The sequence below is a fragment of the Afipia dichlorophenoxyacetatis genome (genome assembly GCF_055386385.1).
Window position 1 is genome coordinate 1380358 of record NZ_AP029250.1, and the last position, 12285, is coordinate 1392642.

Annotated in this window: 10 protein-coding genes; 8 read left to right on the top strand and 2 right to left on the bottom strand. The window is 56.4% G+C overall.

The window, feature by feature from the left end; translation table 11 throughout:
- The first annotated feature begins 43 nt into the window (after nt 1-43).
- From ACZ5C3_RS06390 to ACZ5C3_RS06405, 4 genes are all read left to right on the top strand, one after another.
- Nucleotides 44-1816, top strand: a complete 1773-nt coding sequence (locus tag ACZ5C3_RS06390) for a type I secretion system permease/ATPase (RefSeq protein WP_464036167.1) — start codon at nt 44-46, stop codon at nt 1814-1816.
- A 95-nt stretch (nt 1817-1911) separates the two neighbouring features.
- Entirely contained in the window at nt 1912-3186 is a 1275-nt protein-coding gene (locus ACZ5C3_RS06395) for an HlyD family type I secretion periplasmic adaptor subunit (RefSeq protein WP_464044779.1), read from the top strand.
- A 176-nt stretch (nt 3187-3362) separates the two neighbouring features.
- Nucleotides 3363-4427, top strand: a complete 1065-nt coding sequence (locus ACZ5C3_RS06400; RefSeq protein ID WP_464036173.1) for a helix-turn-helix transcriptional regulator — start codon at nt 3363-3365, stop codon at nt 4425-4427.
- 162 nt (nt 4428-4589) lie between these two features.
- Nucleotides 4590-5498 carry a M23 family metallopeptidase gene (locus ACZ5C3_RS06405; protein ID WP_464044605.1) on the top strand — a complete coding sequence of 303 codons (909 nt, stop codon included), beginning with the start codon at nt 4590-4592 and terminating at the stop codon, nt 5496-5498.
- A gap of 33 nt (nt 5499-5531) precedes the next feature.
- Here ACZ5C3_RS06405 and ACZ5C3_RS06410 read toward each other — a convergent pair whose 3' ends face one another.
- Entirely contained in the window at nt 5532-6449 is a 918-nt protein-coding gene (locus tag ACZ5C3_RS06410; protein ID WP_464036178.1) for a LuxR C-terminal-related transcriptional regulator, read from the bottom strand.
- A 310-nt stretch (nt 6450-6759) separates the two neighbouring features.
- Nucleotides 6760-7569 carry a DUF2189 domain-containing protein gene (locus ACZ5C3_RS06415; RefSeq protein ID WP_464036180.1) on the bottom strand — a complete coding sequence of 270 codons (810 nt, stop codon included), beginning with the start codon at nt 7567-7569 and terminating at the stop codon, nt 6760-6762.
- A 460-nt stretch (nt 7570-8029) separates the two neighbouring features.
- Between ACZ5C3_RS06415 and coxB the strand changes: the two genes are divergently transcribed.
- The 4 genes from coxB (at nt 8030) to ACZ5C3_RS06435 (ending at nt 12283) form a co-directional block, all read left to right on the top strand.
- Entirely contained in the window at nt 8030-8863 is an 834-nt protein-coding gene (gene coxB / locus ACZ5C3_RS06420; RefSeq protein WP_464036182.1) for a cytochrome c oxidase subunit II, read from the top strand.
- Nucleotides 8864-9081: 218 nt separating this feature from the next.
- The gene (gene ctaD / locus ACZ5C3_RS06425) at nt 9082-10857 is read left to right on the top strand and encodes a cytochrome c oxidase subunit I (protein WP_464036184.1); all 1776 of its coding nucleotides are present in this window, start codon (nt 9082-9084) and stop codon (nt 10855-10857) included.
- On the top strand, nt 10854-11555 hold the full coding sequence (locus ACZ5C3_RS06430; protein ID WP_464036186.1) for a cytochrome c oxidase subunit 3: 702 nt from the start codon (nt 10854-10856) through the stop codon (nt 11553-11555). Before ctaD ends, ACZ5C3_RS06430 begins: the two co-directional genes overlap by 4 nt.
- 11 nt (nt 11556-11566) lie before the next feature.
- On the top strand, nt 11567-12283 hold the full coding sequence (locus tag ACZ5C3_RS06435) for a heme-copper oxidase subunit III family protein (protein WP_464036187.1): 717 nt from the start codon (nt 11567-11569) through the stop codon (nt 12281-12283).
- Nucleotides 12284-12285 lie beyond the last annotated feature (2 nt).

The following is a 12285-nucleotide window of genomic DNA, read 5'->3' on the forward strand; positions in this document are numbered from 1 at the left end:
TGACCGATACTTATGGTGATGATCGAATAAATATCGACGAGACATGCATCTGCGTAACAGGCGTGAGACCTCAGCGGCCGATGAGAGATCGCTGCTTGGATTGATTCCAGGGCGACACGCGCTCGCGTGGATCGTGGCCTTCAGCGTGTCCATTAACACGCTGCTTCTTGCCATCCCGTTCTATTCGATAGAGGTGTTCGACCGCGTCATCAGCAGCGGTAGCGTAGAGACCCTTGTTGGACTCACGGTTATTGCCGTCGGTGCTCTCGCCTTCAGCGCGGTATTCGACATTCTCAGGAGCCGGCTGCTCAGCCGCTTTGCGGTCGGGTTCGAGCGCAGTATTGCGCCCATCGTCCTCGAAAGCAGTATCACCGCTCCTGCGGCGCGCGGCGACAGGCGTTCCCATGATCTGGTGAAGGTCCGGGAGTTGAGGACCTTTCTGGCCAGCGGCACGGTGTCGACCCTGATCGATGCAATCTTCCTCCCGGTGTTCATCTTCATCCTTTTTCTGTTGCATCCCTGGTACGGAGTCATTGCGCTGATCGGGGCCGCGATCTTGCTGGTGATGGGAGCTTGCAGTCGCTGGATCGCTCGCACCGAAGTGTCGCAGGCCTCGGAATCTGCGTTGCGGGCGCAAGCTGTCCTGGACGGCATCGTAGAGCACTCCAGTCTCGTGCGAGCGATGGGATGGACCCGCGGAGCGGTTCGGGAGTTCATGCGCCTCAACGATCTGGCGCTGTCGCCTGTCGTCCGCGCCAGCGAACGCGTCAACGCCATCGCGTCGGGCGCGCGCATGGTGAGAACGATCTTGCAGATCACCGCCATCGGCACCGGGGCGTGGCTTGTCCTTCAAAATGAAGTGTTGCCGGGAAGTTTGATCGCGGCCTCGCTTCTCATTGCTCGCACGTTGCAACCGATGGAAAGTTTGATCTCCGCCTGGCGTGCCCTCGCATCCGCGAATGAAGCATGGATTCAGGTCTGTACGGCGGCGGCGCCGTATCTTGCTCGAAGGCGGCGCACCCAGCTCCCGGCTCCGACTGGAAGGCTCGACATCCACCGCGTGACCTACCGCACGCCCTCAGTCAGGCGCGCCATTCTGTCAGACATTACGTTCCGTTGTCATGCATCGCAGATCATTGTGGTGATCGGCCCAACCGGTGCGGGAAAGTCCACGCTGCTGCGCCTGATCGCGGCCCTGGAGCCACCAAGTAGCGGCACTATCAGACTGGATCACGCTGTTCTCGACAATTGGGATCCGGAACAGCTCGGTCAGTTCGTCGGCTATCTCCCGCAAGATGTGCAGTTGTTCGGTGGTACCGTTGCGGAAGCCATTGCGGGCTTTAACGAGAACGCGCGTGATGAGGATATCATCGCGGCAGCTCAGCTCGCACAGGCTCACGATATGATCCTCTCGCTGCCGCGCGGATACCAGACAGAGATCGGGCGAGAGGGCAACAAGCTCTCGGGCGGACAGCGTCAGCGCATCGGTCTTGCTCGCGCTTTCTTTGGCAATCGTAGACTGATTCTGCTGGACGAGCCGAATGCCAACCTCGATCCGGAAGGAGAAGAGGCATTATGTTCCGCAGTGATTGAGGCAAAGCAGCGCGGCGCGCTGCTCGTAATAGTCACTCACCGGCCGCGATTGCTGACCATCGCCGACGCCGTCCTTCTTCTGAGGGACGGAACACAACTTGCATTTGGCCCGCCCTCTGGCGTGCTTCCTCGCAGCGTTCCCGCAGCGCTCACGATGCCAGCACAGCGCTCCCTTCCAAAAGAAGCCAAGCCGCAGAAATTACCAGCAGGGGGAACAAGGTGATGACGCATAGTAGCCACTACAGTGCCGTTGCTTTTCCATCGCTCATCACGGGCGATCATCAAGCAATGGTGCGGCCCGAGAAGCCAAGGTCCGATATGCGGCGTCTCATAACTGTCGGCTGTGCGCTGCTTGTTTTGCAATTCTGTGGCTTCGGCCTATGGGCCGCGACGGTTCCTCTTCGCAGCGCTGTCATCGCGCCGGGTTTCATCAAGGTGCACTCCAAGCGCAAGGCCGTGCAGCATCTCGAGGGCGGTATCATTAAAACGATTCTCGTGAGAGAGAATGATCACGTCAAAGCAGGACAACTCATCGCGCGACTCGATACGACGCAAATTGAGGCGAGTCTTGGTTCACTTGAAACGAAACTTTTTGCGGATCTCGCGATGGAAGCGCGACTCGCTGCGGAACAAATCGGAGCGAAGTCAATTTCATTTCCCGATGAATTGTTCAAGAACGCGACAAGATCTTCAGCGCGTATTGCCATTGAAAGTCAGGAAGCTGAATTTGCCGCGCGGCTGGTTGCGCTTGATGGCGAAAAGAAATTGATCGATCAACAAATGTTTCAACTGTCCGATACCATCCGTGGTCTTGAAAGCAACACCAAAGGTGCCGAGCAACAACTTGCGTTGTTGCAGGAAGAAATAGCGGACACAACTTTTCTCCTTGAAAAAGGCCTTGCACGAAAGCCCCGAGTTTTGGCCCTGAAGCGAGCTGAGGCTGACGCCAACGCTCAGATTTCGCGCAATGCTTCATCGATAGCCGAGGCGCAAGGAAAGATCTCCGAGCTTCAGGATAGGCGACGGCAACTTGGTTTTAATCAGGGGCAGGACATCGCAAAGCAGCGTCATGCCATCAATGAAGAGATCGGGGATTTTCGGCACCGCATGTCCGCGCTGCGTGATCAGCTTGTGCGATCCGAGTTACGAGCTCCCGAGAGCGGCAAGATCGTCGGTTTGAACAGTCGCGATTTAAGTGCGGTGCTAGCGCCGCGCGATACCCTTTTGGAAATTGTCCCGGCTGAAGACAAGCTCGTGATCGAAGCAACTTTAAAGCCGATGGACCGGGAAGAAATTTACGTCGGTCAACCGGCGCGCATTCGTGTCCATACCTTGAACACGCGCCGCAGGCCGATGCTGGACGGAAAGGTCGTAGCGGTGGCGGCAGATGCGTTGACCGATCCGAAGAGTGGTGTCGCTGCCTATATGACAGAGGTCGAACTCGAAGCAAAAGCCGAGACGGCGCCATACTTGTCATCATTGTTGCCGGGTATGTCCGTCGAGGTATTCGTCGAAACCGGTGAAAGAACATTCGTGGAGTACTTGCTGCAGCCGATGATGCTGCGGGTTCATCGTGCATTCAAAGAGAGCTAAGCGACGGCGTAAATATCAGTCGCGTACAATTGCGGGAGGCGCTCGTGTTTGAAAATGGTAAAGAGCAATCCTCCCACGCGGAGAGCACCTTCGGAAGTCTAGGGCCTACGCAGCTATTCCGTGAGGCGCAGCTCCTCGAATCAAAGCCTCGCAACGGATCCAATCGAGAGAGATCGGTGGAACGCGCGGTCATGGCCTGCTTTGGCAGCGCGATTGCCGAATTGTTGGAATGCAGCAGATGTTACGTTGCGACCATCTCGGATGTGTCAGGCCTGAAAACGGAGGAGGTCCGCGTCGGACACGAAGCCTTTGATCCGTCGTCCGGCGCGACTGTAGCACAAATGGCACGTAGAGCACCGGATTCGGAATGCGTTCTGGTCGAGCCGGATAATCCCCGCACGGTGCTCGTGAGAAAACTGATCGGCGTAGAAGCGGTGCCTGGTAGTCATTCCGTGGTTGGAAGATTCCCGGCCGGTAATAAAACCACAATTATCTTCGTCGCGGGATGGCGCGAGATCGCGCTGTCCTCCGACGAGATTCCATGTCTGGCGCGGGCGATCCGCGTCATGTGGGATACCGCAATATCCATTGCGCAGCCCTCAAAACGTCAATCCGACTTAAAAAGCTGGCTCGAGCAGCTGGTCTTTCCGGCCTTTGTCGTCGATCAGGGATTGCAAATTCATGAGGCTAACGGCCGCGGCCAAAAATTGCTCGTGCAAAGCGAGATCTTGAAAGAGGTCTGCGGAGCGCTCGCCGGGTTGAGCGCTGCTGTGACCGAAAATTTGAAACAAGCTCTTCAAGAGACGCTGGTCCTGCATAGAGAGCTTGGCTGGAAAAATACGATCGTACCGCTTTCCATCGAGCACCAGCAGTTCGCCTTCGCGCGCGTGAGTGCACTACCTGTCCAATGCGATGCCAGGAAGGCCCTGGTTATCGTCCCGCAATTTGATGAGGTGTCAGGCGCAAAGCGTATTGGGTCGGCATTTAACCTGAGCTGGGCCGAGGAGCGGATTGTGGCACGCATCCTTCAGGGCCAGTGTCCACGCCAGATCGGTGCCGATTTACACCTGACCGAGGCAACGGTGCGGACCTACACCAAGCGCATCATGCTCAAGCTGGGCATCAACCGGCAATCGGAGTTCTTCCTGCTGTACCATCTGACACTGTCGCCGTTTGGAATGGCGCAACGCTCAGTTGCCCCTTGCGGAACTTCTCACCGGCGCAACGAAGATACACACTAGGGTCGAAAAACTGGGGTAGGGTGCCTCTCAGAAGTAAGGGAATGGATCGTTGATCTTGTCATGACGTGGCGCCACCTCAGACTGCATTTGGCCTGTCTCATTGCTCTCGGTCTGATATCGAGTACCCGCCCTGGGGCCGCAGAGGAGATCATTCAGCTTAAAATGCCTGCGGCCTGCGAAGTCGGGCGCACCTGCTATCTCCAAAATTATGTCGATGCTGATCCATCGCCTTCCGCGAAGGATTACCGGTGCGGTACGCGCAGCTATGACGCCCACAACGGCACTGATTTCCGATTGCCGTCGATGACAGCTCAGCGAGCGGGAGTCGATGTCATTGCCGCTGCTATTGGCCGAGTTGCGCGCGTGCGGGATGGCATTCCGGAAGGCGCTTTTCTCAAATCCGGACGCGAAGCCGTAAAGGACATGGAGTGTGGCAACGGTCTCGTTATTGAGCATCCCGGCCGCTGGGAGACACAATACTGTCATATGGCCAAGGGAAGCATTCGCGTAAGGCCCGGAGATATGGTCAGCGTGGGACAGCCGCTTGGGCAAATCGGTCTCTCGGGATTGACCGAATATCCTCACCTGCATTTCACGGTCAGGCATGAGAGCAAGATTGTCGATCCGTTTGCATATGACGCTCCTGATAACTCATGCAACGGCGGCAAATCCCTTTGGGATCCTTCGCTTCGGGATCAGCTTACCTATCGGGAGCGGGAGATTCTGAATGCCGGGTTCTCGAATGGTGCCGTAACAATGGAGGCGATCGAGAGCGGTGAGGCTGACAAGGAGTCGTCTCCCCTTGATGCGCCAGCGCTTGTCGTGTTTATCCGGGCTATCGGCCTAAAGGCGGGCGACATTCAGAAGCTGGTGTTGCAAAGTCCGTCCGGGCAAGTCATCGCGGAAAATCACGCCCAAGCGCTGGAGGCGAACAAGGCGCAAGTCATGCTTTTTGCCGGACGCAAGCGACCGCCAAACGGATGGGATGCCGGCATCTATCGCGCAAAATATACCGTCGAGCACGACGGTCACGTCGTCCTCGAAAAAGACGTTGCCCACACAACTCCGTGACCGCGACTTTGCTGGCCGATCAGAAACAAGAAGTTAGAAGAAGTCCTTAGTCAGGACCGCGACTTCCGTTCTATTTCTGGCGTTGAGCTTTCGCATGATGTGGCGCAGGTGCACCTTGACCGTATGCTCACTCATGCTGAGTTCGTACGCGATCTGCTTGTTGGCCATTCCCTGGCAAAGCGCTTCGACAACCATCAGCTGACGTTGAGTCAGAAGATCATTTGCCTTGGCCGCAGTACCAAGCTTGTCACGATTAAGGTCCAGGCTGCTGACCGGCACGAAAGTGCCGCCTGCTTCCACCAACCGAACGGCTTCCACGGCGACATTGAATGGCAGGCTTGTCGGGATGTAACCGCGCGCGCCGCCCTTCAATGCACGCGTGACATAGTTCACGTCATCGCTGTCGGACATGATCACAATGGGGATGTCGGCCGCAGCTGTCTCGAGAGATTGAAGATCGATGCTGCTGGTCGGATTGTTGCTTTCCGCGAAAAAGACAACGATCGCGGGTTCGAGAGCATCCTGGTCGGCTGCCGCCTGCCAGGCTGAAATCGTTTCGAACGCGAAGATCTCATGGCTCTTGTATGAAACCTCGAGACAGCGGACGAAACAATCCCGGAAGAAAGCGCGGTGATGAATCACCACGATGGCGGGCCGCTTTATATTTTCGGATATATGCGAATGACCATTGGCGAGGTTCAGGTCTTGAACCTTCGATATCTCCGGAAACGCGATGGTCGTATGTTGAGCGTTGGTTTCAGCGTCGCGCGGCTGCATCAACTGCTGCTGAATTTTAGGTGGCAGCGATTGCTTCAACACAGATTGCTTCGCTGAAAACTGATTTGTGTCGTCTGCGGAATGCGCGAGCACGGTTTGAGAAAAAGTCTCAGACACGTTGTTGGGAGTTCGCCGCTTGCCGCGAAGGGAATTCGAGTGACCTGTGATACTCATGGAACGCCCCTGGTGAATGATTTTCTAAAATGCTCTTGAAGTGTCTTCCTGCTCCTTGCGCGTGATGATCAGAAATGAAGTTAATCAATTTAGGGAGGTTAAGCTTAGCGGAAACTCGGCCAGACCGACAACGTCTTTTTCAAGTGCCGGGTGATGCTTGCCACAATTGGAAGCTTGATCCGGTTCCTCGTGATCTCCGATAAATCCTTAGCCAGCTGGTATATTCGTGGTTGTGCTTTCGTGACGTGACACGGGCACGATGAGCGTCGCCACATTTCGCGTCAATACGTATACCAAGCATACAAGTCTGTTACGCGACCACTTTGCGATAGAGGTGCCACGTCGAGTGACCAAGTACCGGAAGTACGACCGCAAGACCCACGAAAAACGGCAAAGAGCCGATGAGCAGAAGGATCGCCACAATCAGACCCCAGGCCGTCATGGGGATCGGATTCTTTCTCACGGCCTGTAACGAGACCCGCATGGCCTGACGTGCAGACCCATGGCGATCGAGTATGAATGGAAACGACACCACGCTGATGCAGAGTGCGGCCATGGCGAAGAGAAATCCAATCCCACATCCGACAATGATCAGCACATATCCTGTGTATGTCGTGAGTATGCGCGAAAGAAAGTCAGGGATGTTTGCCGCAGGCTCATAGCCGAATGTGGCGATATAGATCTCATTCGCGACTGTGACCCAGATGACGAATAATCCGAGCAGGATTGTCCCGAGGCCGAGCATAGCACTGAAGGCGGGAGCGCCGATGACACGAAGGACGTGCCACGCCGTGACATCTTCGCCACGTTCACGAAGCCGACTAAGTTCATAAAGGCCAAGCGCGGCAAACGGTCCGATGAGCGCGAACCCGGCAGCCAAGGGGAAGAGAAGCGGCAACACCGAGTAGCCCAGAACCATCCGCACCAACATGAGCCCGACCACAGGGTAGATAACGCAGAGGATGATGGCATGGCTTGGGATTGCGTTGAAATCCTGCAAGCCCAGACGTAGCGCATCGTGCAAATCCGACAAACTGATATTGCGAATCAACGGCGGGCTGGCGACGCGCGGTATGCGAGGGTGCGCTCGTGTTGCCTTGCTGGAATAAGGTATCGCCATGGCATGCCCTTCCTTGCGAAGCAAACAGGAGGATACACCTAAGAAGCGCTGTCTCGGAAAGATCGTATCAGTTACGTGCTCCGACAAGGCTCCGGCTGGTCGCCAGGGAAAGCCGAGCCAAGGGAATTCCTTAGCTCTGTTGAGGTGAAGGACTGATTTGATGATTTGTGCCCTGCACAGGCTCATTGTGCGCCGCATTGCAGCGCTTGTCGCGGGTAGAACCGGTTGTCCTCTATTGACGATGGCGTCGGTCAGGATCATCTTGAAATGGTAAGTGCTGCTGATCCCGACGAGATCGGCGGTGAGGTGGAGACTGTGTCATACTTTGACGTCGCGGCCGGTTAACTGGGCGAGGCAAGGGACACAGCGATGGCAATCTGAAATAGAGCCAACGCTACATTGTAAAAGCTTCGCCCTTTCAATCGCGTCCGTCGCCTTGCAGGCAAAGGACGAATGAAGGATGGCTGTCGCATTCATATTGCTTCTGGTCGCAGTAGCATCGGTGCTCTTCCATCTCTGGAGCCCGTGGTGGTGGACGCCGATTGCCTCGAATTGGCAGTACATAGACAACACCATCATCATCACTTTCTGGATTACAGGCGTCGTGTTCGTCGCGATTATCGCATTCATGGCCTACTGCGTGTTTCGATTCCGGCACAAGGAAGGGCAGCGGGCGGCTTACGAGCCGGAAAACAAGAGACTGGAATGGTGGCTCACCATCGGGACCGCGATTGGCGTTGGCGCGATGCTCGCTCCTGGCCTGATTGTCTGGCATCAGTTCGTCACGGTGCCGGCGAATGCAACGGACGTCGAAGTGATGGGGCAGCAATGGCGCTGGAGCTATCGCTTACCTGGTAAAGATGGCCGTCTCGGAACGGTCGATGCAAGATTCATCAGCCCGGATAACCCGCTGGGCTTGAATCCGAAAGATCCCAACGGCCAAGACGACGTCATCCTAGAGAATGATGATCTGCATCTGCCGATCGGAAAGCCGGTGAAGGTGCTGCTCCGCTCAATCGACGTGCTGCACGATTTCTACGTCCCTGAATTCCGGGCCAAGATGGATATGGTGCCGGGGTCCGTCACCTATTTCTGGTTTACCCCGACACGCACCGGCTCATTCGAAGTTCTCTGCGCTGAACTTTGCGGTATCGCGCACGCGCAGATGCGCAGCAAGGTCATCGTGCAGGAGGAGCGAGATTATCATGCGTGGCTGGAGACGAAGCAGACCTTCGCTGAACTTGCAAGCAAGCGAACCGCGATGAACTCGACGCCCAAGTCAGCCGCCGAGTGAGATGTCGATGAATTTTGAGGTGGAAATGCCTGGTGTGGTGGTTCAGAAGTTCGCTTCATTTTCTCGGAAAGCCCTTTAAGCGAACTTCTGAACCTGAACCACACCAAAATCAAAGGTTGCTAGCGTCCCATGAATCCGAAGTTCGCTACGCGGCGCTGCAGTACGAGGCGAATTTCGGATTCAGGACGCTAGTTGAGGATGGACCAGGGAGATGCTCGATGGTCGATGTCCCGTCTGGAACAATTATCGGTGTCTCGCCGGCTGAAGTCGGTGATGTCGAACTGTATCATCCGCACAGCTGGTGGACCAAATACGTCTTTTCCCAGGACGCCAAAGTCATCGCTATTCAATACTCGGTCACGGCGATGTCCATCGGGATGGTGGCACTGGTGCTGTCATGGTTGATGCGGCTGCAGCTGGGATTTCCCGGGACGTTCTCCTTCATTGATCCGAGCCAGTATCTCCAGTTCATCACCATGCACGGCATGATCATGGTGGTCTATCTGCTCACCGCGCTGTTTCTCGGAGGATTTGGAAATTACCTGATTCCGCTGATGGTCGGGGCGCGGGACATGGTTTTTCCGTATGCCAACATGCTGAGCTACTGGATCTATCTGCTCGCTGTCTTGGTGTTGGTATCGACCTTCTTTGTGCCCGGCGGCCCAACGGGGGCAGGGTGGACGCTTTATCCGCCTCAGGCAATTCTTTCCGGAAGTCCGGGACAAGAGGCCGGGATCATCCTGATGCTGGTGTCGCTCATCCTGTTCATCATCGGCTTCACCATGGGTGGTCTGAATTACGTGGTGACGGTGCTGCAGGGGCGGACGCGCGGGATGACCCTGATGCGGATGCCCTTGACGGTGTGGGGCATCTTCACCGCGACAGTGATGGCGCTTCTGGCTTTCCCGGCCTTGTTCGTTGCCTCCGTGATGATGCTGCTCGATCGCACTCTCGGCACGAGCTTCTTCATGCCTTCGCTCGTCGAAATGGGTCAGCACCTGAAATATGGCGGCGGTAGCCCGATCCTGTTTCAGCACCTGTTCTGGTTCTTCGGCCATCCGGAAGTCTACATCGTCGCCTTGCCGGCCTTCGGCATCGTCTCGGATCTCATCAGCACGCACGCGCGGAAGAACATCTTCGGCTATCGCATGATGGTGTGGGCGATCGTTGGAATCGGCGCGCTCAGTTTCGTCGTCTGGGCGCACCATATGTATGTCAGCGGGATGAATCCGCGCTTTGGCTTCTTTTTTGCCACGACCACGCTGATCATCGCAGTCCCGACGGCGATCAAGGTCTATAATTGGGTCCTGACGCTGTGGCGCGGCGATATCCATCTCACGGTGCCGATGCTGTTCGCGCTCGGCTTCATCGTGACGTTCGTGAATGGCGGACTAACCGGTCTCTTCCTCGGAAATGTGGTGGTCGACGTCCCGTTGTCGGACACAATGTTCGTTGTGGCCCATTTCCACATGGTGATGGGCGTCGCGCCGATCATGGTCGTGTTCGGCGCGATCTATCACTGGTACCCGAAAGTCACGGGGCGAATGCTGAATGATGCGCTCGGGAAATTCCACTTCTGGGTCACGTTCCTCGGCGCCTACGCGGTCTTTTTCCCCATGCACTACCTCGGCCTTCTGGGAATGCCGCGCCGCTACCATGATATCGGAGAGACGGCCTTTATCCCGGCTTCAGCGCATGATCTGAATATGTTCATGAGCGTTGCCGCGCTTATCGTCGGTGCAGCCCAGCTGGTTTTTGTGTTCAATCTGATCTGGAGTCTCTCCAAAGGAAGAGAGGCGGGCGGCAATCCCTGGAATGCGACTACGCTGGAGTGGCAGACGCCGGAAACGCCGCCGCCACACGGCAACTGGGGCAAGGAACTCCCTGTCGTCTATCGCTGGGCTTACGACTATAGCGTCCCCGGCGCGACACGTGATTTCATCCCGCAGAACCAGCCACCCTTGGCATCAGCAGCAGCAGGGCATGCAACATGAGCGCAGTTGTCTTGTTCATGGCTGGTGTGGCGCTGATTGCCGGATGGTGGCTCTCGCAACAGCGTCTCGCATCAAAGCCGTGGCTGGAAGAGGGCGTGATCGGCGATCTTCCGGGCGGGTCGGCTCCTTTGCCTGCGGCAAAGATTGGACTCGGCGTCTTTCTTGCGGTTGTCGGTTCGCTGTTCGCGCTGTTGATCAGTGCCTATGGCATGCGCATGGACCTGATCGACTGGCGGCAGCTGCCGATCCCGAAGCTGCTGTGGTTCAACACCGGTGTGTTGATCCTGAGCAGTATCGCGTTGCACTGGGCATTGGTATCTGTGCGACGAGGAGCAGACGACACCACGCTCCTTGGCCTGATCGCTGCGGAGATCACCGCGATTGTTTTCCTGGTTGGTCAAATCCTGGTGTCCTGGCAACTCGTCAATGCCGGTTACTTCCTTGCGAGCAATCCGGCCAATGCATTCTTTTATCTGATCACCGCAATCCATGGGCTGCATATTCTTGGCGGCCTTTTCGTTCTGAGCAGAGTGCTGGTGAGGGCCTGGCGCAGTGGAGCGACGCCGCAATTGCGTCTGAGCATCGAGTTGTGCGCGATGTATTGGCACTTCCTGCTGTTGGTCTGGCTGATACTGCTCGGTCTGCTGACCGGATGGACGGCCGGTTTCCTCGCAATCTGCCGTCAATTGCTGAATTAGGAAGGTGGCCGATGGCTGACACTGTATTGTCTGGTAGAGCACCGACATTAAAGCCCGGCTGGCGCGGCATTGTCGCCGATTGGTCGTCCGATCAGCGCGCGTTCAAGAATGTGTCCTGGGGGAAGGCCATGATGTGGATCTTCCTTCTGAGCGACACCTTTATATTCGGCTGCTTCCTGCTCTCATATATGACCGCCCGGATGTCGACCACGGTGCCTTGGCCGAACCCGAGTGAAGTTTTCGCGCTAACCATTGCCGGTCATCATATCCCGCTCATTCTGATCGCGATCATGACCTTCGTTCTGATCAGCAGCAGCGGGACGATGGCGATGGCGGTCAATTTCGGTTACCGCCGCGACCGCGTGAAGACGGCAATCCTGATGCTGGTGACGGCGGCGTTCGGTGCGATGTTTGTCGGCATGCAAGCCTTCGAGTGGACGAAGCTGATCATGGAGGGCGTCCGCCCCTGGGGAAATCCATGGGGCGCTGACCAGTTCGGTGCGTGCTTTTTTATGATCACGGGATTTCACGGGACCCACGTGACCATCGGCGTCATCTTCCTGATCATTATTGCGCGAAAAGTCTGGCGCGGTGATTTCGATCGCGAGCGGCGCGGCTTTTTTACGAGCAGGAAAGGGAATTACGAGATCGTCGAAATTACCGGTCTTTACTGGCATTTCGTCGATCTCGTGTGGGTCTTTATCTTCGCCTTTTTCTATCTGTGGTGAGG